22 protein-coding genes are annotated in these 21,287 nt (G+C 67.1%); 13 read left to right on the top strand and 9 right to left on the bottom strand.

What is annotated here, in order from left to right:
* Both ON32_RS09160 and ON32_RS09155 read right to left on the bottom strand, forming a co-directional pair.
* Window positions 1–1,900: condensation domain-containing protein (locus ON32_RS09160; RefSeq protein WP_245550900.1), on the bottom strand; the 1,900-nt coding region annotated here is incomplete at its 3' end.
* A gap of 195 nt (window positions 1,901–2,095) precedes the next feature.
* A complete protein-coding gene (locus tag ON32_RS09155) occupies window positions 2,096–2,698 on the bottom strand; it encodes an RICIN domain-containing protein (protein ID WP_040790398.1) in 603 nt (200 codons plus the stop codon).
* 351 nt (window positions 2,699–3,049) lie between these two features.
* Here ON32_RS09155 and ON32_RS09145 point away from each other — a divergent pair, with 351 nt between their 5' ends.
* On the top strand, window positions 3,050–3,721 hold the full coding sequence (locus tag ON32_RS09145) for a UdgX family uracil-DNA binding protein (protein ID WP_040790396.1): 672 nt from the start codon (window positions 3,050–3,052) through the stop codon (window positions 3,719–3,721).
* A 204-nt stretch (window positions 3,722–3,925) separates the two neighbouring features.
* Here the strand turns inward: ON32_RS09145 and ON32_RS09140 are convergent, their stop codons facing one another.
* The 5 genes from ON32_RS09140 to ON32_RS09120 form a co-directional block, all read right to left on the bottom strand.
* Window positions 3,926–5,110: a glycosyltransferase family 9 protein gene (locus tag ON32_RS09140; protein WP_051133040.1), complete on the bottom strand. Its 1,185-nt coding sequence runs from the start codon at window positions 5,108–5,110 to the stop codon at window positions 3,926–3,928.
* A 69-nt stretch (window positions 5,111–5,179) separates the two neighbouring features.
* Window positions 5,180–5,998, bottom strand: coding sequence for a SigB/SigF/SigG family RNA polymerase sigma factor (locus ON32_RS09135; RefSeq protein ID WP_040790395.1), 819 nt, complete (start codon window positions 5,996–5,998; stop codon window positions 5,180–5,182).
* On the bottom strand, window positions 5,988–6,479 hold the full coding sequence (locus tag ON32_RS09130) for an ATP-binding protein (RefSeq protein ID WP_245550898.1): 492 nt from the start codon (window positions 6,477–6,479) through the stop codon (window positions 5,988–5,990). Before ON32_RS09130 ends, ON32_RS09135 begins: the two co-directional genes overlap by 11 nt.
* A gap of 103 nt (window positions 6,480–6,582) precedes the next feature.
* The gene (locus ON32_RS09125) at window positions 6,583–7,263 is read right to left on the bottom strand and encodes a PAS and ANTAR domain-containing protein (RefSeq protein ID WP_040790394.1); all 681 of its coding nucleotides are present in this window, start codon (window positions 7,261–7,263) and stop codon (window positions 6,583–6,585) included.
* Window positions 7,264–7,379: 116 nt separating this feature from the next.
* Window positions 7,380–7,787: an STAS domain-containing protein gene (locus ON32_RS09120; protein ID WP_040790393.1), complete on the bottom strand. Its 408-nt coding sequence runs from the start codon at window positions 7,785–7,787 to the stop codon at window positions 7,380–7,382.
* 372 nt (window positions 7,788–8,159) lie between these two features.
* Here ON32_RS09120 and ON32_RS09115 point away from each other — a divergent pair, with 372 nt between their 5' ends.
* The 4 genes from ON32_RS09115 to ON32_RS30800 all read left to right on the top strand — a co-directional run bounded on the left by ON32_RS09115 (window position 8,160) and on the right by ON32_RS30800 (window position 10,984).
* Window positions 8,160–8,774 (top strand): flavodoxin family protein, encoded by a 615-nt coding sequence (locus ON32_RS09115; protein WP_040790392.1) that lies wholly within the window; start codon window positions 8,160–8,162, stop codon window positions 8,772–8,774.
* Window positions 8,775–8,884: 110 nt separating this feature from the next.
* Entirely contained in the window at window positions 8,885–9,886 is a 1,002-nt protein-coding gene (locus tag ON32_RS09110; RefSeq protein WP_040790391.1) for an iron-containing redox enzyme family protein, read from the top strand.
* 5 nt (window positions 9,887–9,891) lie between these two features.
* Complete coding sequence (locus ON32_RS09105) at window positions 9,892–10,542, top strand: HemK2/MTQ2 family protein methyltransferase (RefSeq protein ID WP_040790412.1); 651 nt, start codon at window positions 9,892–9,894, stop codon at window positions 10,540–10,542.
* Entirely contained in the window at window positions 10,523–10,984 is a 462-nt protein-coding gene (locus ON32_RS30800; protein WP_373284286.1) for a CDGSH iron-sulfur domain-containing protein, read from the top strand. Before ON32_RS09105 ends, ON32_RS30800 begins: the two co-directional genes overlap by 20 nt.
* A gap of 121 nt (window positions 10,985–11,105) precedes the next feature.
* On the opposite strand, the gene ON32_RS09095 is transcribed toward ON32_RS30800, so the two are convergent.
* Entirely contained in the window at window positions 11,106–13,214 is a 2,109-nt protein-coding gene (locus ON32_RS09095; RefSeq protein WP_040790410.1) for a catalase, read from the bottom strand.
* A 406-nt stretch (window positions 13,215–13,620) separates the two neighbouring features.
* Here ON32_RS09095 and ON32_RS09090 point away from each other — a divergent pair, with 406 nt between their 5' ends.
* From ON32_RS09090 to ON32_RS09055, 8 genes are all read left to right on the top strand, one after another.
* Window positions 13,621–13,851, top strand: a complete 231-nt coding sequence (locus ON32_RS09090) for a DUF6480 family protein (RefSeq protein WP_040790390.1) — start codon at window positions 13,621–13,623, stop codon at window positions 13,849–13,851.
* Between the two features lie 69 nt (window positions 13,852–13,920).
* The gene (locus ON32_RS09085; RefSeq protein WP_040790389.1) at window positions 13,921–15,204 is read left to right on the top strand and encodes a glycosyltransferase; all 1,284 of its coding nucleotides are present in this window, start codon (window positions 13,921–13,923) and stop codon (window positions 15,202–15,204) included.
* Between the two features lie 207 nt (window positions 15,205–15,411).
* Window positions 15,412–16,032 (top strand): nucleotidyltransferase family protein, encoded by a 621-nt coding sequence (locus ON32_RS09080; protein ID WP_051133038.1) that lies wholly within the window; start codon window positions 15,412–15,414, stop codon window positions 16,030–16,032.
* A complete protein-coding gene (locus ON32_RS28770; RefSeq protein ID WP_051133037.1) occupies window positions 16,033–16,308 on the top strand; it encodes a BON domain-containing protein in 276 nt (91 codons plus the stop codon).
* Between the two features lie 27 nt (window positions 16,309–16,335).
* Window positions 16,336–17,094: a metallophosphoesterase family protein gene (locus tag ON32_RS09070; RefSeq protein ID WP_040790388.1), complete on the top strand. Its 759-nt coding sequence runs from the start codon at window positions 16,336–16,338 to the stop codon at window positions 17,092–17,094.
* 62 nt (window positions 17,095–17,156) lie between these two features.
* Window positions 17,157–18,188: a glycosyltransferase gene (locus ON32_RS09065; RefSeq protein ID WP_083874246.1), complete on the top strand. Its 1,032-nt coding sequence runs from the start codon at window positions 17,157–17,159 to the stop codon at window positions 18,186–18,188.
* An 837-nt stretch (window positions 18,189–19,025) separates the two neighbouring features.
* On the top strand, window positions 19,026–19,643 hold the full coding sequence (locus tag ON32_RS09060; RefSeq protein WP_040790387.1) for a phosphoheptose isomerase family protein: 618 nt from the start codon (window positions 19,026–19,028) through the stop codon (window positions 19,641–19,643).
* Complete coding sequence (locus ON32_RS09055; protein ID WP_051133036.1) at window positions 19,640–20,824, top strand: PfkB family carbohydrate kinase; 1,185 nt, start codon at window positions 19,640–19,642, stop codon at window positions 20,822–20,824. Before ON32_RS09060 ends, ON32_RS09055 begins: the two co-directional genes overlap by 4 nt.
* A 122-nt stretch (window positions 20,825–20,946) precedes the next feature.
* On the opposite strand, the gene mbp1 is transcribed toward ON32_RS09055, so the two are convergent.
* Complete coding sequence (mbp1, locus tag ON32_RS09050) at window positions 20,947–21,195, bottom strand: microaggregate-binding protein 1 (RefSeq protein ID WP_040790386.1); 249 nt, start codon at window positions 21,193–21,195, stop codon at window positions 20,947–20,949.
* Between the last annotated feature and the right edge of the window lie 92 nt (window positions 21,196–21,287).

Genomic DNA, 21,287 nt, shown 5'->3' with positions numbered 1-21,287 from the left:
TTTCATCGGTCGGTCCCCTTGCCGGGGTGGTGATACCGCATGGCGCGGGTTCAACCTGTGCGTGATCCCGGACTTCCAGCATCACCTGGAACAGCGGATGGCGTGCCCGGGAGCGTTGCGGCGCGAGCCGATCCACCAACTGTTCGAACGGGATATCGGCGTGTTCGAAGGCCACCAGATCGATCCCCCGAACCCGGGCGAGCACATCGACGAACCGCTCACCGGAATCGATCTCGGTGCGCAGAACCAAAGTATTGACGAATGCGCCGACCGCGTCGTCGAATTCGGCCGGGCCGTGCCCGGTGATCGGTGTGCCGATCGAAATATCCGTGCTACCGCTCATTCGAGCCAACAGCACCGCCAGCGCGGTGTGCATCACCATGAACAGCGTCGAATCGCACCGACGCGCGAGTCGACCGAGCGATTCGGTCACATCCGCGTTCAGGGTGTAATCGAGTGTGGCCCCCCGATACGACGCCACCGCAGGCCGGGGCCGATCCACCGGCAACGGAAGTTCGACCGGAAGGTCCGCGAGAGCGGTTCGCCAGAATGCGAGATCTTCTCGACGACGCCGGTTTCGAACGGCTTCGCGAACGCTGTCGGGGTGAATCCGATCGATGTCGGCGGTCGGCTCGGCGGCGGTGAAAGCGTCGAGGAATTCCATGAATTCGGCTCGACGCGCATCGAGCGCGGATTGCGTGTACAGGTTGGGGTTGGCCAGAAAATGCAGGATTGTTCGTGGCGGGTCCCCGGTCTGATACAGATCTACGAGCAAATCCTCGACCGGTCCGGAGCTGAGTATATGAAATTCCCCGGTCAGCGGGCCGAATCGAATGGCCTGCGGGAAGAACATGACATTTACCACCGGCCCCGCGAACCACCGTTGCCGGCTGTGACCGGTGGCCTCGCGAATATCGGTGATACCGCACCGCTGATGTCGTAATACCCCCACAAGATCGGATTGCACCCGCCGTATCAGCGTCTGGACCGTATCTGCGGCAGCGGGTATCATCGGAAATGGGACCACATTGACGAATACCCCTCCGGACCTGCGCAGTACGGCCGTTGTCCGGCCCGATACCGGAATATCGACGAGAATTTGTTCTCTACCGGTCATCCGGGCCAGATAACATCCGAATGCGGCGATCACCACCGCGGCCGGGCTTGCTTGTAATGCCTGTGCGGAATCAGCGATTCGCGCTACTGTCGACGGCGGCAGTTCGGTGATCGCGACCACGCTGTCCGCACATGCCGGCGCGGAGCCGGCGGCCAGGGTGGTCTCCTCGCCGTCTATGTCGGCGAGTCTGTTCACCCAGTACGCCTTGTCGTCGGCGAATCGCTTCGATTCCCGATAATCGCGGTCGGCCGCGTAGAGCGTGGCCAGGTCCGCCGCCCGGTTCGGCTCCGGTGTGCGGCCCTGTAGTGCCGCCGTGTACAGGGCCGCAACCCGATTCACCATGGTCATCGCCGCATAGCCGTCCAAGGCGACGTGGTGGATCCGACTGTACAGCAGGTAATGCCGGTCGCCGACCCGCAATAGCCCCGAGGCGATCAACCGATCCCGGGTCATATCCAGTGGCGCGGTGCATTCGCGGCGCATCCAGCGCAGCGCCGACGCCATGGGGTCGGGTTCGGCCCGCAGATCGAGCATCGCTCCCGTCGACTCCAGAGACGGGTCGAACAGTTGATACGGCTCCCCGCCGACCTCCACCAGCCGCAGATATCCCGACTGGAATTCGAGGGCGGCTCGAATCACCGACTCCCGTAGCAGGTCGACATTCAGGTCACCGCGAAGTTCGATGTATTGGGCCTCGCATATCGGTACATCGGGGCACAGTCGCTGCGCCAGCCACAGTCCCCGTTGTCCGGTGGACAACGGCACCGGCTGTGTTGCCGACACGTTCCGTACGACACTCGATCCCGAAATAGGAGGGAATTGCGGTCGCGGAACGGTCATGGTCTTCCCTCCAGACCCCGACCACGTATTATTACAATTTTCTACGGCGATATTCTATGCCGACCGGTTTGTTTTCGTATACCCCCCGATACAAAATTCTGCGCAGCTCGGCGACCCGCCGCGCCGGCCATGATCGGGTTATTCGGCCGTCCGGAAATGCCAGCGCTGGTGCGGGCCGCTACCGCGGGTGGCCATGATGGGTTTTCCGCTGTCGGGAAGGTGGGCGATCACCGAGCGCGGCCGGCCCCGCTCGAAGATGTAGCCGTCCTGGAACTGCCATGCCAAGGCATTGCTCGAGCCGATTCCCACCAGGGCGACATCGGCCCGTGAACCGAAGAGATCACGCCGATAGGTCAGGGCGAAGCGACCACCGGTATCTTCCTCGACCGCGTTGACCAGCAAAAAGCGCCCCCGAGAGTAGGGCCCCGCCCCACTGGTGTCGAAGTACCAACGCTGCCGCTGCGAACCGTCGCACGTACGGGTGTGCACGGTCGGGGTGCGTGTGTGGGCGGCTCGAGAGGTCTTCGGCGCGTCCCCCCGCTCGATGTCCCTGCTCGCTCGGGAGGTCAGGCACAATCCGGATTCCTCGTCGACGATCGAGAACTCACCGTCGGGAAACCCCGTGGCGATGAGATTCGATCCACCGTCGTCGTCCGGTTGTGCCGCCACAGGCCCGGCCGGCAGAAAAATCGCCGCCGCGGTAAGGGCCAGCACCGCGGCGGCGGCCGGCTTCCTACGCATACGACCTCCTCATCTCGGTGATAGATCCGTTCGTACTTCACTGAATTCGAGGCCGTTACCGTCGAAGATGGGCTGCACACCGAGTCGGGGCCCGAAAACCGGCCGTCGACGGCGGCGGAAACGCCGACCCACCCGCGGTGACCGGCCGTCGACGACCGACAACGATGTGGGGCGCGCATCCGCCGCACACCTCGTGCCGGACGGTTTCACGTCACCGACGTCGGGTAGACCGAGAGCGGATCGATCCCGCCCGTATGCGACCGGCGGAAGGAGCGGCATGCGCAACAGGCGGTTCCCGAACCCACCGGACCGCACCGTAGGGCCGCGACACCTCCTCGGTGGGGTGCGCTGATGCCCGCGCCCGGCGCGGCCGAATTCGTGCCGGCGCACGCGGACCTACCCGCGCTCCGGGCGGCAGCGGCGAAGTGCCGAGGCTGCGATCTGTACCGTGACACCACCCGGACGGTATTCGGCGAGGGAAACGAGCGCGCCCGAATCGTCCTGATCGGAGAACAGCCGGGTGATCGCGAGGATCGCGAGGGACACCCTTTCGTGGGTCCGGCCGGTCGGTTACTGGATCGGGCCCTGGCGGAGGTGGGCCTCGATCGCGACATGCTGTACCTGACCAACGCCGTCAAGCATTTCAAGTTCACCGAACGCGGCAAACGCCGCATCCATCAACAACCCACCCGGACCGAGGTGGTGGCGTGCTCGGCCTGGTTGACGGCCGAACTGGACCTGGTGGCACCGGAACTCGTGGTGTGCCTGGGCGCTGTGGCGGCCAAGGCGATACTGGATCCCTCGGTGAAGGTCACCGAAATACGCGGCCAGGTCGTACCGCCACCACGACAAACCCCTGAGAATCCCGACGGATCGGCGCCCACCGCGGACTACCGGGTGCTGGTCACGGTCCACCCGTCGTCGGTGCTGCGGGCACCGGACCGGGACGCGGCATATCGGGCATTCGTGGCGGATATGGCGCATATCCGGCCCCATGTCGAGTCCGACCGATCCGACGGGTGATCGGTGGACCACCGGTGGCTCCTTGTATCCGTCTCGGCCGATGATCTCGAACTCGATCGCCGATCGGAAGCGGCGCCCACCACCGATCCTCGGTGCCCGTCACCCCGACCGGACGCAGCGCGGGGACCGCAATATTCACACGACGCCGCCCAACGGTGTACCGCCGAGCTCGGTCTCGGTACCGGCCGGATCGACCGGGAACGGTCACCTGTGGTTGCCGACCCGGATGGCGCCGAACTCGCGCTCACCGGACGAGGTACGGACCGAGGAGAGCACATCGCACAGTTCCCACCGCACCTGATCGACGGACACCATGTCGACCACCGAGGCATCGTGGGGACACCGGGGCGCCGTCTCGCCGGTGATATCCCGACCGCATACCGGGCAATCGGCTCGCCAGGAGATGAGTACCCGATCCCAGGTGCGGCCGATCGGCCCGGTATTGATCACATCTCCCGCCCAGAACACCCCCACAGTGGGCACGTCGAGGGCCCGGGCCAGATGCCGCGGCCCGCTGTCGTTGCCGACGAACGCCGCGCTGCGCGCGAGCACACCGCACAGCACGGACATATCGGACCCCACCAATTGCCGCACCCCACAATCCGGTCGCTGCGGGGCCCGCGCCCGCGCCTCCACGGCCACACTGTCGAGTAGATCGATTTCGGACAGGGCGCCCACCAGCACCACATCGAGCCCGCGGTCCACACATTCGGCGGCCACGGCGGCGAAATTGCTCGCCGGCCAGCGGCGCCGCGGATCCTTCGCCCCAGGATGAATGGTGATCAACGACCGATCCGAGAGACCGAGCACCCGATCGGCCGCGGCGATATCGGCGGCGGTGGCCCGAATACGCGGTTCCAGCACCACCGCGGGCGCACCCGCAGCGCACGCCACCTCCAACGCGCGCATGGTCTCGTTCTGGTAGTAGCGGAAGGGCACGCTGTGGTCGAGCGGCTCCGCGCCCTCGGCACGACAGCCCACGGTGAATCGCGGCTCCAACCGCAGCAGGAACGGATTCGACCAGGTGCCACCACCGTGCAACTGCACACCCAGATCCACCGGCCGGTGACAGACCCGCTGCCGGAAGTCCTCGATCTCCCGTTCGGCCGGCTCGGCGCCGTTACCGTCCGACTCCGGCAGCACGATCACCTCGTCGACCGGACTCGGCCGGGCCTCCAGGAGACGGGCGTGCAGGCGGGAACCGAGCAAGACGATCTCGGCGTTCGGATAGGCCGCCCGCAGGGCCTCCAGCGCGGGCAGGGCGAAGAACAGGTCACCGAGTCCCCCACCCCGCAGCACGGCGATACGCCGCACATTCGGAAACGGTTCACCGAGTGGGCCGACAGCAGGACCGACGGGTCGCACCGGTCGGTTGTACCGCACACTCATGGAACCTCCCTCGGTACGACGGGACAGCCGCCACGACCGAACGCCCCACGGATCGGGGCGGAAGGTCGTTCAGTCCCGCAGCGCCTGCTCACGCAACCAGCCCAGTGTTCGGGACAGGATGCGCGAAATATGCATCTGCGATACTCCGAGCCGCTCGGCGATCTGGGATTGCGTTTTGGATTCGAAGAACCGCATCCGCAGCACTTCACGCTCTCGATCGGACAATTCCTCGAGCAGCGGTTCGACCGCCAGATAGTCCTCCACCCAACCGTAGGACGGCTCCTCGACACCCAGCGACTCCACCAACGGCAACGATGTGTTGTCGCCGTCCTCGCCGCCGGTACCCGAATCCAGCGAGGAGGTCTGGTAGGCGTTACCGGCGATCAGCGCCTGGGTCACCTCCACCACGTCGATATCGAGTTCCGCGGCAATCTCCCGGGCCCGTGGCACTCGACCGAGCCGCTGCGACAGCGTCTCGACGGTGGGGCCGAGCGTCAGCTGAATCTCCTTCACCCGGCGCGGCACCCGCACCGACCAGGTGTTGTCCCGGAAGTGCCGACGTACCTCGCCCATAATGGTCGGGACCGCGAACGACAGGAACGACGACCCGCGGGCGACGTCGAACCGGTCCACGGCGTGCAACAGCCCCAGCCGGGCCACCTGCAACAGATCGTCGTACGATTCCCCGCGCCCGGCGAATTTCCGGGCTATGTGTTCGGCCAGCGGTAGACACCTGTCGATCACCTCGTCGCGTATCGCGGCCCGACGGGGGTCACCTTCCGCCACTTCGGCGAGTTTGCCGAAGAGCGGTTCGATATCGTCGTAGCTGTCGTTGCCGCGATGGCGGCGCGAAGGCCCGGGATCCACCCGAGGTCCTTCATCCACCATCCGATCCTCCTCTGGCCCAGGTGAACTCGACATCGGTCGGATAACCACCTGCCACTGCGTCATAGGGTTGTTGAACCACCTCGACCGAGCGGGTCAAGGTCCGCACGATATGCCAGCCGAAGCTCTCCTGGTGCTGCAACGAATCGGAAACCGCGGTCGCGGTCACATGCACGGTCATACGGTGGTCGTCGTAGGTGAAATCGCACCCCAGAGTGGTGTCCGGGGCGGCATCGACGATCAACGAGGTGGCCACCTCGTCCAAGGCGAGCCGAATATCGGTCACTTCGTCGAGCCCGAAATCGGCGATCAAGGAGACCGTCTCCGCCAGTGCGCGTAACATGACCAGCTGTTCCAGCTTGGCCGGTATTCGCACTCCTATCGTTGTCGTGTCCGCGGATTCCGCGACACGTTCCACCATACCCACCACCACCTTGTTGTGCCTCCCGCCCACGGCGGTCGGGGCGTCGACCCGGTCGGTCATCCAGACCATCCATCGGTGACGCCTTGTTGTCGGTCCTGCTCGTCGGCGATTGTCACATGCGCACTTACCCGGGGGGCCGGTAGCGAAACCCGGTGTCGTCCGATCAGTCCCCGGGGATGCGCTCGTGCACGGTCAACAGTAGGTGGTCGAACTCGGTGCGCAGGGCAGGCGAGGCGTATTCGAGTCCACCTATTTCGGAAACCAACTGCTCCGCCAGCACGCGCAACTTGATGTTGGTTTCCTGGGAGCGCCAGATCAGCACTCGAAACGCCTGGTCGGCATTGATGCCGTAGACGACCATCAACGCACCCTTGGCCTGTTCGATCACCGCGCGGGAGGCGTACAACTGCGGCAGGGTGCCGTGCAGTGTCTCCTTACGGTGTTCCTCCAATGTCTCGGTGACATCCACGTAGTAGCCCGCGGTGCCGATGACGGCGCCCTGATCGTCGGCCATGGTGTCGGCGACGACGATCACATTGCGGGTCTCGCCGTGTATGTCCACGATGCGATGACTGCTGCAGAACGGCTCGGCATTGGCGATGGATTTGGCCAGTGCGCTGGCCACCTGTTCCCGGTCGTCGGGGTGTTTGTGGCTCAACAACAGGCCGGTGCTGGGCGTCATCGGCGCGGCCGGATAACCGTGCATCTCCGCCACCCCCGCGGACCACTCCCAGCGCTCCCCTTCGAACCAGAACTGGAAAGCGCCGACCCGCTGCGGGGTGCCCGACCCGATGATTCGGTCGAGTACCTCGGCCTCGACGGCAGAGGCCGCATCACGTTCCATCACCGCTCGATTATCGTCGGTTTCGGATGTTTGTGCGAACTCCGCCCACCCGCACCGGTTTCACCGCCGGCCGTCCGTGGCCGTTCGGGTGGGGTGATCGGTATGTGGTGGCGCCGTCAACACACCTGCGCGGCGCGCAGTGTGGGGTAGTAGCGGAACAGGTGCCGCACGCCCGCGACCGTCAAGGCCCGTTCGACCTCTTTTCGTCCGCTGACCACCCGCAATTCCACCCCGGCACGCCAGGCGTCGAGTTTGGCCTCCGCCAACATCGTGGCGGCTCGGATGCCCATGAAGGTGGTGGCCCGCAGATCGAGGATCGCCACCCGGCAACCGACAGAGTGGCAGGACACGAGCAGCGCCCGCAGATCATCGAGCAGGACCGCGTCCAATTCCCCTTCCACCCGGGCCATCACACATTCGGAGTGATCCGTACTTCGCCGAGACCATATTCGACTCGTAGATGAGATACGCGGCTCGTGCCGACGCGATTCCTCGAGCTGATATGCAGTGGCGGTAACCGACATATGAAACCCTTCCCTATGGCAGGGGGTTTCCGGCCGTGTGCGACGAATTACGTATGATGCCGACGAGGTGAACGGGCCTCGCCCGTCATAACGCTTCGGAGACCAGCGCACACGATTCCGGGTTCGGCTGCATACTTCAACCTGAATTCATTCTGGCACGGGAGAACCTCGCCTGTACACCACGGAATCGGCCGTTCCCGCCCCGGTAGGCCGCCGAACTGCTGATATTCCTCGGGCTCGATTCGGTTACGGTCGCTTCCCCGCGTCGGCGCACCCCGGAAGCGAGCGATGTTTGTTCCGTCGCCGGGCGGCTATCGCGAGAGAAACCGGCCGAGAACGGTCGGCCGGCCGAAGGATGCCGGAGGTTCGTACATGGCCCCACCGACCGCGCTCGCTCTGGTCTGTTCCCTGAAGAAATCACCGGCCGAATCCAGTAGCGATCTCATGGCCCGACACGTTCTCGAGGAGTTGTCCCGACACGAGGTGTGTGGTGACGTGATCCGGGTGGTCGATCACGACATCCGGCCGGGTGTGACCATCGACGAGGGTGACGGCGACGAGTGGCCACGAATCCGAGAACGGATTGCGGCAACCGATATCCTGCTCGTCGCCACCCCCACCTGGGTGGGACATATGTCGTCGGTGGCGCAGCGGGTACTGGAACGGTTGGACGCGGAACTGTCGGAAATCGATGACGCCGGCCGACCGGCCATGTTCGGCAAGGTGGCGATCACCGCGGTGGTCGGGAACGAGGACGGGGCGCACAAGATCACCGCCGATCTGTTCCAGGCATTGAACGATATCGGCTTCACGGTGCCGGCCCAGGGCGGGACCTACTGGAACGGCGAAGCCATGAGCGGGGTCGACTACATCGATCTGGACGAGGTGCCCGAAGCCGTCGCCACCACCACTGCCACTGTGGCACGCAATGCCGCCCATCTGGCCCGATTGTTGCGCTCCGGGCCGTATCCCCCGCCACCCGGGTGAATCCGGGATCGCGGGGACGCGCCTTCTCGTCCGAAGGATGCGCCACCATGCGGCGGGCGGGTCGATTGCCGCGCGGGAACGGGGGTATGCGGTCGCCAGGAGGTGTACCCATGACCGAGACGCTCTCCGTCGGCACCCGGGCCGCTCGCCTACCCCTGCCCCGTGGCCCGCTGTCGGCAGAATTGATGGAACTGCTATCGAAAGCACCGGGACGGCCCGTCCCCGAACCCCGCGACGACATCGACCCCTATGGGGAGGATTTTCATCTCACCCTGCACACCTGCTACGAGCTGCACTATCAGGGTTTCGACGGAGTGGACGCCGACTGGGAGTGGGATATCGGGCTGCTACGGCTGCGGACGGAGCTCGAGCGGCGGTTCCTGGCGGCGTTGCGCGCCGATGTGCCCGGTGGCGACGATGTGGCCGCCGAACTCGACCGGTTGCTCACCGCGCCGGCCGTGGGCGGCGTACCCCGGTGGCTGCGGGACGAGGGCACCTGGTGGCAGATGCGAGAGTACTTCGTACACCGCTCGATCTACCACCACAAGGAGGCCGACCCGGTCGCATGGGTGATCCCGCGATTGCGCGGCCAGGCGAAGGCCGGGCTGGTGGCGATCGAGTTCGACGAGTTCGGCGGCGGCCGCGGTGATCGGGTGCATGCGCGCCTGTACGCCGATCTGCTACACGGAGCCGCACTGGACGAGGGGTATCTGCACTATCTGGATATCGTTCCCGCGCCGATGCTCGCCCTGGTCGACATGATGTCGCTGTTCGGTCTGCGCCGATCGCTGCGCGGCGCGATGATCGGTCATTTCGCCTCCGTGGAGATCACCTCCCCGCCCGCGTCCCGGCTCATGGTCGAGGCATTGGAACGCCTGCGGGCGCATCCGGCCTGTCTGCGGTTCTACCGCGAACACGTGACGGCCGACGCCGTGCACGAACAGGTGGTTCGTCGGGACGTGATCGCCGATGCGCTCGCCCACGAACCCGAACTGGCCGCCTCGGTGGTGTTCGGTATCCAGGCGACCGATCTGCTCGAGGACCGCTGCACCGACGCGCTGCTGCGGTGCTGGCGGTCCGGTACCTCTTCGCTGCGCACAGATGGGTGGTGAGGCGTGTGCTGGTACGAGCTCCCGGGGTGTATCGCCCACAACCGGACACCTGGCTGCTGGCCCGAGCGATGACGGAGGCGGCGCTACCGGACGGTGCGCGGGTGCTGGACGCCTGCACCGGCACCGGCGCACTCGCCATCCACGCAGCGCGGTCGGGTGCGGCTTCGGTGACCGCGGTGGACATGTCGCGGGCCGCGGTGGCATCGGCGTGGCTCAACAGTCGAATCCGCGGTGTGCGGCTGGAACTGCTGTGCGGGGACGTCACCCGGGTCGTCGGGGACCGCCGTTTCGACGTGGTCCTGGCCAACCCGCCCTATGTTCCCTCCGCCCATCCGCTGCCGACGAGCCGAGCGGCCCGCGCCTGGGACGCGGGGCGGCATGGTCGGGCCGTCCTCGACCCGCTGTGCGCCATGATCCCGCGGGTCCTCGACCACCGTGGAATCGCGCTGATCGTGCATTCCGCGATCTCCGGCACCGACATCAGCCTCGACCAGTTACGAGCGGGTGGGTTGAAGGCCACCGTGGTGGCCCGCGCAACGATCCCTTTCGGGCCGGTGATGCGTCGGCGGCGGGCCTGGCTGCGGGCCACAGGCCTCATCCACCCCGAGCAGCGATACGAGGAGTTGGTGGTGATCCGTGCCGATAGACCCCGATGAGCTGCTGGCCGGCCTGCACACCCCCGGTGCGCACGACGCCCGCGTACCGGGTGCCTCCGCTCGGGACGAGGTGATGACCGACCGACCGCTCCGAGAGCGAGACCGCCCGGAGCATCCGATACCGGACCGCGGTCGACCACGACCGGAGCGGAGCGAGCCGCCACCGGTCTCGGACCACGCCGACCGGATCGATACGGGCCCCGAGAGGAACCACCTCGCGGATCCACCCGCCGAGCCCACCCGAATCCGATTCACCGACGACGGCCCGGCCCTGGTAGACGGTCCGGTGGAGCTGGTCACCGCCGACGGTGACACCATCCGCTCGGATCGTTTCCTGGTGGCGATCTGCCTGTGTAAACGCTCGCGTACCTACCCGCTGTGCGATACCAGCCATCGTCGCCGCCGGCGCCCGAACGGTGACCGGACGGCCCCGACGGACTGAGACGCGGATGCGGGGCCGACAGACCCACGCGGCGACGCGCCCCGGGCAGCCGGGCCGGTCGCGGCTCGCCCCACCGTCGAAACGGTTTCGTCCGCTCGCACCCGAACGGGAACGATGGCGCTCAAGCGGGAATGGTGGTGGTCTCGCGTCGCCAGACCCGATGCTTCTGCAGTGTCGATGCGAATGCCTCGACGAACCGATCGGACACCTGGGCCCCCTCCCCGGCGCTCACCACGACACCGTTGGCGTCGACACCGGGTTCACCGAACGGAGCCTCGATGACGATGCCGCCCGAGCGCAATACCTCCACACCTGCGCCGATGGCGCCCACCGGTTTGGCGTGTTTGTATGCCTCGGCGACGAAATGCACCGTGGGACCGTCATCGGCCATGGTGCGCGCCGCGGTCGCTCCTCCGGCCACGATCACCCCGTCGTAGAGCACCGACGCCATGGTGGCCAGGATCTTGTCCACGGCCAGAACGCCGCTGTCGGCACCACTCAGCTCACCGCCGTGACCGGCGAGCACCTCCGCGGTCGCGCCGCGATCGCGCAATGCCGCGCGCAGCCGCTCCACCCCTTCGATGTCCACCCCGTCGGCGGCCAACACCGCGATCTTGCGGGTGGCGATGGTCCGCGGCGGGGCGTTCAACTGCGACAGCGCCGGCGAGATCGGCACCTCGTCCACCGGCACGGGCTCCGGGGCGGGCAGGCCGAGTTGTTCGGCGACCCGGGTGGACAGATCGGAATCGATGCGAACCAGGTGATCCAGCACCCGGGCGCGAATCTCCACCCGTCGGCATTTACCCAGTTCGAAGGCGAATGCCGAGACGATGTGCTCGGCTTCCGGCTCGGACATACTGCGCCAGAACATCCGCGGTTGCCGGTAGTACTCCCGGAAGCTCTCGCTTCGGGCACGGATCGTATCGCCCTCGACCCGGCGGGTGTAGTGGCGGAAAACGCCTTCGTCGGCCAGGGCCGGGCAGCCGCCACCGATGGTGTTCTTCGTGTAGAACGCCTCGCCGTGCGGGATATCGTGGCGGCTGTATCCGTCCTGTTGGTGGGTGCGCACATCGGCCAGTGGACGGTTCACCGGCAGATGCGCGAAGTTGGGCCCGCCGAGTCGGATGAGTTGGGTGTCCAGATAGGAGAAGTTGCGCATCTGGAGCAGAGGATCGTTGGTGAAATCGATACCCGGCACCACATTCGCCGTGTGGAAAGCGACCTGTTCGGTCTCGGCGAAGAAATTGTCCGGGTTGCGGTTGAGGACCAGTTCACCCACCGGACGCACCGGTACCTGTTCCTCCGGGATGATCTTGGTGGAGTCGAGCAGGTCGAAATCGAAATCGAATTCCTGCTCCTCCGGCACCAACTGCACACCGAGCTCCCAGCACGGGAAATTCCCCTCCTCGATGTTCTCCCACAGATCCCGCCGGTTGTAGTCGGGGTCGCGGCCGGCCACCTGTTGGCATTCGTCCCACAGCAGCGAATGCACACCCAGCCGCGGTTTCCAGTGGAATTTCACGAAGGTGCCCCGCCCCTCGGCGTTCACCAACCGGAAGGTGTGCACCCCGAATCCCTGCATCATCCGATAGCTGCGCGGCAGCGCGCGATCGGACATGAGCCACATGATCGCGTGCAGTGTCTCCGGCTGCTCGGCCACGAAATCCCAGAGCGTATCGTGCGCGGACTGGGCCTGCGGGATCTCGTTGTGCGGTTCGGGTTTGACCGCGTGGACGAAATCGGGGAACTTGATGCCGTCCTGGATGAAGAAGACCGGGAAATTATTGCCCACCAGGTCGTAATTGCCCTGCTCGGTATAGAACTTGGTGGCGAAACCACGGACATCGCGCACCGTATCGGCCGATCCCCGCGAACCGGCGACGGTGGAGAACCGGACGAACACCGGAGTCCGCACCGACGGATCGGTGAGGAATCTCGCGACCGTGTACTCACCGAGCCAGTCGTCGTAGGGCCGGAAATAGCCGTAGGCGCCCGCTCCACGGGCGTGCACCACCCGTTCCGGTATGCGTTCGTGGTCGAAGTGGGTGATCTTCTCCCGGGCGTGGAAATCCGCGAGGAGAGTGGGACCGCGCTCGCCGATGGTCAACGAGTCGTCGGTGTGGTCCACTCGTACCCCTTGCTGCGTCGTCAGATAACCGCTCTCGCGGTCCTGCCGGTGCGGGTCCAACTGGCGCTGTTTTTCCTGACCACCGCTCGGGTCTCCACCCACCGGACGGCGACTCCCGTCCGACGCGGCGGGCGTCCCCGATGATCGATCGGTATTCCGGTCCACCCTGTCCTCCTCGCTCACGCGACGACTTCCTTCGTGGATCCACTCCGACGGGTCGACGACCCGCTCGAGTTCTCACTCGCTCTCGTTCGGGCGGCTTCCCGCCTCCGAACGCGCTAAACCGCCCCGGTGAACAGGCCTTTCGATCGGCGACGGAACGACCGGGAAACCGGTGCGCTCTCACCCGATTGACGGACGTGGAACGGGGTATGCGCGGCATATGGAGTTACTGGTGATCGTCGCCCTCGTGGTGCTGGTCGCTGCGGTCGTCCTCTATCGCAAGGTGACCGGAAAACGACCGAACGACCCCGAGGTGCCGAACAACGACGGCGAGTAGGGAGCCGCTATGTCATCCATGGATCCCGACCCGGCCGAGACCCCCGATCTGGAACCCGGTGGCGGAGTGCCGCCGGGTTCGACCCCACCCGATACCCCGCAGACCTCCGGACTGTCCGCGCCCGAACCAGAGACCAGGCACCATTTCCCCCGAACGGGGATGCTCACCGTAGTCGTGGTGGTGGTGTTGGTGGCGTTGTTCGTGGCGGTGGCAGTCGCGCTCATCGCGTCGATCTGGTGATCCTCGCCGACCGGCCGTGCGGGCCGGGACGGCTCCGGCCGGAAGGCCACGGTCGAAAGGGAGGAATTCGTGCGAATCGCCATGGTTTCCGAGCACGCCAATCCGCTCTCTCCCTTGGGTGGAGACGCCGGCGGACAGAACGTGCACGTGGGCGAGCTGGCAGCCGCCTGCGCCCGATACGGACACGACGTCACGGTCTACACCCGCCGCGATGACCCGGTGACCGATATGGAGGTGGTGACCGGGGCGGGATACCGCGTGGTGCATGTGCCCGCCGGTCCGCGGGAACCCATCCCCAGGGACGATATCCTGCCGCATCTCGGTGATTTCGCGAGTTTCCTGCGCCGGCGTTGGTCGGCCGAACCACCGGATGTCGTGCACGCGCACTTCTGGATGTCGGGAACCGCCGCCGAGCTCGCGGTCCGCGGCCTCGGTATTCCGGTGGTGCTCACCTATCACACCCTGGGGTCGGTCGAACGCCGTCACCTGGGCGTCGCCGACACCAGCCCGACCGGTCGAATCAAATTCGAGCGTCTGATCGCCGCCCGCGCCGACCGGATCATCGCGACCTCCCGCGACGAGGTATCCGAACTCGGACGATTGGGAGTGCCGCGGGACCGGGTGTCGGTGGTGCCGAGCGGGGTGGACACATCGCTGTTCCATCCGGACGGTCCGGCCGTGCCGCGTGGGGGTCGGCGCCGGTTGGTGTCGGCCGGGCGTCCGATTCCGCGCAAGGGTTTCGACACCGTCATCCGCGCATTGCGGTATCTGCCGGACACCGAATTGTTGATCGCCGGCGGGTCCCGGGGCATGGAGACGGATCTGGACACCGTGGGCGGTGATGGGCTCGATCATGCGGCGATCCTCCCTGCGGACGCGCCGCGGGTGCCGGGGAGCAGCGAGGAGGTCGAGCTGCACCGGCTGCGCCGGCTCGCCACCGAATCCGGGGTCGCCGATCGGGTCCGGTTACTGGGGCAGATACCGCACACCCGGATGCCCGAACTGTTGCGTTCGGCCGACATCGTGGTGTGCGCTCCCTGGTACGAGCCGTTCGGCATGGTGGCCTTGGAGGCGATGGCCTGCGGTGTGCCGGTGGTGGCAGGCGCGGTCGGCGGCATGCTCGACACCGTGGTCGCGGAGGTCACCGGCCTGCAGGTCGCTCCACAACCCGCGCCGGTGGCGCGGGCGCTGTCCTGTCTGCTCGAGGATCCGGACCGGCGGCAGACCATGGGTGCGGCCGGGCGGCGCCGAGCGTGTGACCGCTACTCCTGGGACCTGGTCGCCGACGAGACACTGGAGATCTATCGCCAGGTGGTGCCCGCCCGGCCGACCCCCGTGTCGGCCGAACACTGAGCGTCGCCCCTGTCCCGACCGAACGTCACGACCGGCTCGCCACGGTGTCCACCGCGGGCCGACCTCCCGGCCCTCGAACGCGGAAACCGTTCGTGCGCCATGAAACGGACCGGCCGTGCGCGGGGCCGGCCGGACCGTCCCATTCCCGACGCAGGAACCCGATCGGTCGACATGATTAGCGGCTACGGTTGCGGGTAGCCGCCCGATATGGTTCCGACCAACGAGCAGCTGCTGCATGCCCTGACTCGCGCCGCGAACGCATTGACCCATAACGGGATCCGTTTCGCGGTCGCGGGTGGCTGCGCGGTGTACGCGCGCGGCGGGCCACCGTCGGACCATGACGTCGACCTGTTCGTCAAACCCGAGGACAGCCCCCGCGCCCGCAGCGAACTGGCCAAGGCGGGGCTGCGGATCGCCGACGCCGCCGAAGATTGGCTGACCAAGGCATACGACGGCAACACCCTGATCGATATCATCCACCGCCCCAACAACCGGGAGGTCGACGACGCGCTACTGGATCGCGCCGAGGTCATGCGGGTCGGCCCCACGGTGGCGCCCGTGGTGGACGCCACCGACCTGTTGGTCGACAAGCTGCTGGTCTTCGACGCCCATCGGCTCGATCTCAGCCCACTGCTGCGTATATGCCGAGACCTGCGCGAACAGGTGAATTGGCCGTCGGTACGCGCGCAGACGGAGCATTCGCCCTATGCGCGGGCGTTTCTCGGCCTGATCGACGACCTCGGTATCGCCGACACCCGGGCGACGGACGACGCACCTCGAAAGTCCGCACGACCGGCGCCGGCGGCGCCCCCAGGAAAGGTGGAGTAGATGCCCGATATCTCCGCTCGGTTCAGGAACCGTCCACCCGAATACGTGGCCGCCGAACTGCACCGCGCCCTGGCGGAGGACCCGCGCACCGCGGAACAGGGGGTGCGGGTGCGTATCCGCGGGGACGTGGTGGCGCTCGACGGCGAGGTGAGCACGGTGCAGCGGCGGAACGCGCTGGAAGACGTGGTGCACGAGCTCCTGCCGGACGCGCGAATCCACAACGATGTCCACGTCATCGGGGTGCCCTGCCCGGAAGGCAGCGAAGACCTCCGGTGAACACAGGCAAGCGAAAGGAGTTGGCGGATGCGGATCGCGGCGGTCGGGGACATCCACCTGGGTACCGATTCGCGCGGGCTGCTGCGGCCCGCGCTGCGCGAACTACCGGACCGAGCCGATGTGCTGTTGCTGGCCGGTGACCTGACCAGACACGGCTCCCCGGCCGAGGCCGAGGTGGTGGCCACCGAATTCGCGGATATCGGCGTTCCGGTGGTCGCGGTGCTCGGCAACCACGACTACCACAGCGACGCCGAGTCCCGGATGGTCGACATACTCGAATCGAGCGGGATCACCGTGCTCGAGGGCACCGCCACCACGATCGACATCGACGGCCGGACCCTGGGTGTCGCGGGGACGAAAGGTTTCGGTGGCGGTTTCGCCGGTAAGTGCGCCAGCGTGTTCGGGGAACCGCTGATGCGCGAATTCGCCGGACACACCCTCGAGTTGGCCCGGACCCTGGACCGGGCGCTGTCCGGCCTCGACGCCGATATCACCATCGCGCTCACCCATTACGCCCCCGTGAGCGACACCCTGCACGGCGAACCCCGCGAGATCTATCCGTTCCTGGGTTCGTACCTGTTGGGCGAACCCATCGACGAGCATCGGGTCGACCTCGCCGTCCACGGGCACGCGCACGCCGGCACCGAACGCGGCACCACCCCCGGCGGTATCCGGGTCCGCAATGTCGCCCAACCGGTCATCCGCACCGCCTTCGCGGTGTACGAGTTGTCCCCGCACCACAACGGGCAGCGGCGGATGCACGATGCGGGGGTGTTCACCGGATGAGCACACGACCGCCCGATCCCACGGTCCCGTTTCGGAGCGCGATTCGGGGGAATACGCCGCCCATGGAGGCTGCAGCGAACCGGTCCACCCCGGACAGGCGTCCGTTGAATGTGCTCATCTGGCATGTGCACAGCTCCTGGATGACCTCGTTCGTCCAGGGCGGACACAACTATCTGCTGCCCACCGACCCGCAACACCCGCGAAGCAACGAATGGGCGCTGGGCCGGTGCGACCGACCGTGGCCGGATACCGCCCGCGAGGTCGCGCCGAGCGAGCTGTCCCACGAACACATCGACGTCGTGGTCCTGCAACGCCCCCGGGAGCTGGAGCTGACACGGGAATGGTCGGGTCGGACACCGGGCGTCGACCTGCCGGCGGTGTACGTCGAGCACGACACTCCCCGCGAGCATGCCGCGCTGAGCCGGCATCCACTGGCGGACCGCTCCGATATCCTGCTGGTCCACGTCACCCAGTTCAACCGATTGATGTGGGACAACGGGCGGGCGCCGGTCACGGTGATCCCGCACGGTGTACGCGACCCGGGGCATCGCTACAACGGTGAACTACCGCGGGCGGCGGCCATCATCAACGAACCGGTGCGGCGGTGGCGGATCACCGGCACCGACCTGCTCGTTCCGCTGTCGCAGGCGGCGCCGATCGACGTGTTCGGGAAGGACACCGAAAACCTGCATCGGGCCGTGGGCACCACCGCCGAACGGGTGTACGGCGCGGGTGATCACGACCAGCAGCATCTCCACGTCGAACTGGCCCGGCGTCGTGTATTCGTGCACACCCCGCGGTGGACCTCGCTCGGCCTGTCGGTGATCGAGGCGATGTACCTCGGTATGCCGATCGTGGCGGTGGGCACCACCGAGGTGCCCGTATCCATCCCGACCGATGCCGGGGTGATATCGACGGAACCGGAGGTCCTGGCCGAAGGCATCCGGCAGTTCGTGCACGAACCGTTCTTCGCCGAGGTGGCAGGTAGGGCGGCGCGGCATTGGGCGCACGCCAATTTCGGGATCGAAAGGTTCCTCGACCGCTGGAATCGGCTGCTCACCGAACTCGCGGCAGCGCGACCGGTACGGTCGTGACCCGCCTTGTCGGGGCTGTCGCCGAATGGACGACACCGCGGCGACGACCATATGGCCGAACCCGGCCGCGCGCCACGTCGGCGGCCGTCGGACAGTCCGGCCGCGGGGCCGAGACCTGCCGAATGTGTGCCCCTGACGGGACCGCCCGATCCCGGGTATCCACACCCGAACGGGCCGCCAGGGCGAAGACGGTGGAGTGACTCGTCGATTTCCCTGGACGATTCGGTAACCGAGTGGACAAGAAGTAGCGAGAAGGCGGTTTCAAATACCGCCCCTCGGGCATCACACCCGCATGAGCAGGAACTGCGACCTCGTCGGGCTCCGCTTACCACAATCCCGTCCCGCCGCGGTCCTGTTCGATCGTGGCCATACCCCGATCACCGATATCTCCCGCCCATCCCACCCGTACCCGGTCCGTCCGATTCCGGGCGCGTATTCCCGACCGCATCATGCGGTAGTACGGACCGAAGGGGTGGACAACCGGCCCGGCGGGCGGCGGGTCGAATCACGCCGGACCACCGACCGCCGGGTTGGTGCGGGGCGGGAAATCGCCCGATCCCGTCGTCCCGGCAGGTGCCCATGGCCGAGACGACGGATGGGTCCGAGGCTCGCCGTTACCGACGCGTTCGGAGCCGAGCCGTACCGGTGCGTGGTGATCGGCGACGCCGGTTGCCGTGTCGGGGTGGCGCTGGTGACCGCACCGCAACGGTCCGGATGTCCACCTCGCGTATCCGGGCGGGCGAAACGCCCTTATCGAACGACACGCCATGGTCGTCCCGGTCTCACCGCGGCGGTGAGCCTTTCCCTCAGGGACGCGCAGAGGAAGGAACAACCACTGTGAGTACCAAGGACGCATCGGACAACCCCACCCGTTCCCGCCGACCCGATATCACCGGGCCGGCGAAGCACGACGGGGCACCGGCCACCACATCGGGCGACCACCCGCACCCCGCTTGCGCGCGCACGGGCATCCGGGGCGATCGATCGGCGCGAATACACCGACACAGCGGCACACCTTCCACCCACGATGACAGCGGCGACGCGGCCGAGGCCCGGTATCCGAACGCCGAGCTCACGAAACGACTTCATCGTGAACGCCCACGGTTGTCGGCGCTCACGTGGCACGCCGAGACCTTCGACGCCCCGACCGGCCTCGACGGTCACGGGTCCGAGAAAATGCTCGTCCGACAACCTCGCGGCCACGGGCGGTCTGTCGATCTACGGACGGCCCTACCCGCCAGGGGCGCCGGCGTCGATACCACCACCGGAACCGAGCAGGAGATCGGGATACCCGCCCGAATACTCACCGGGTCGGTGCCGAATCCGCCGACCACCCTCTGCGGCGACACCGTCACGTTCGAGGAGGCCGAGGTCTCCCCGATGCGGGAGAGGCGTCTCGTATCGGTCCATGCGCCGTGCACCGCGATGGACGAGGTGTTGGAGGTGCGTCCATGACCGGGGCGACGCCGCCCGGTCGCGTGGTGGTGGTCGGTGACGTCTTCCTCGATATCGAGATCGAGGGCCGCGCCGACCGTCGCAGCCCGGATGCGGCCGTGCCGGTGGTGGATGTCGTGGGGCGGGCGCACCGTCCCGGCGGCGCCGGGCTGGCGGCGCTACTGACCGTTCCCGAGAGCGCCGCAACCGTTCTGATCGGCGGTTTCGCGGACGACGAACCGGGGCGTCGGTTACGTGCGCTACTGGACGGGATCACGCCGTACGGTAGCGCCCCGACCATTCCATCCCGCTCGGGCACGACGATCGATATCGTCGCCCTACCGCTCACCGGGGAAACGGTGTGCACGGAACGAGTGCGCGCCATCGGCCCGTGGGCCGGCCCGGGTGGACGTGAAATGCTCACCCCGATCACCCGGCTGGATTCCGGCGCCGGCCGGGTCACCGACGGTCCGCTGCCCGACGCGGTGCGCACCGCCCTGGAGGCGGCCGATGCGATCCTGGTGTCGGACCACGGCCGCGGAACCGCGGACCATCCGCAACTGCGCGCCCTGCTGACGAGCCATGCGGCACGGACTCCGCTGGTCTGGGACCCGCACCCGCGCGGTCCCGATCCGGTGCCGGGCGCTGCCCTGGTCGTCCTCAATCGGGCCGAGGCGGAGCGGCTGGTTCCGACGGAGTCGGGATTCGGCGATCGGGCCCGAGAGCTCGCCGAACGGTGGTCGGCCGACGCCGTCGCGATCACCCTGGGCGCCGAGGGCGCCGTGCTGCACCGACCGGGTCCGAACGAACCCCGGCATATTTCGGTGCCCATCGAATTGCGGGTGGGATTCGGCGGTGACACCTGCGGCGCGGGTGAGCGGTTCTCCGGGGCCGTGGCGACCGCCCTGGCCATGGGTATCGACACCGAGTGGGCGGTATTACGCGCGGTCTCGACCGCCGCGGAGTTCGTCGCGGGTGGGGCCGCCGCGTCCGTCGCGGTGCCGCAAACCGCTTCCGACGAACACTTCGCCGTACATTCGTACGGCATGACGACCACCCCGGCCCGCTCGCACCCGGTGGTCGAACCCCCGCCCCTCGCGCCGACCGATCCGGCCCCGACAGCCGCCGCCACGGCCTCGACGGAACCGAACCGGAGAACCGGTGCCGGCCTGCCCGACCCCGCCGGTACCCGGATCGGGTGAAGCGGCGACGCGATCCGATCCGGTCCCGACACTCGAATGGCGACCATCCATGGATGGTCGCCATTCGAGTTCATATGAGCGAGTCCGCCCTTACCGCGGTAACGGGAGAAAAACGTCTCCCACTACTGCGGGGTGTCCTGCTGGGCACGCTGCCGATGCTCGTCCACCTCGGCCTCCGCGCGTGCCTTCTCGGCCTCCGCTTCCTTCTGGGCAGCGGTCCGCTGGGCCTCGGCCTTGTCCTGTTGGGTCCGGCCCTCCTGGCGCAACCCCTCCCGGCCGAGGACCGCGCCGGCGACCTCCTTGGCCTTGCCTTTCGCGCCCTCCACAGCGCCTTCCAGACCCTCCTGGGGACCACTTTTCTGTTCGGCCACGTCTTTTACCTCCGACCAATCGGTTGTTCGCTCGATACCGGGCGCATACCCGGCGCGAACAGGTTCAATCGGTGGCCCACCGCACGGGAGGG

Source organism: Nocardia paucivorans NBRC 100373, assembly GCF_000308675.1.
GTDB classification, from domain to species: domain Bacteria; phylum Actinomycetota; class Actinomycetes; order Mycobacteriales; family Mycobacteriaceae; genus Nocardia; species Nocardia paucivorans.
Note: the sequence above shows the minus strand (reverse complement) of the source record. Positions and strands in the feature narration are given on the sequence as shown.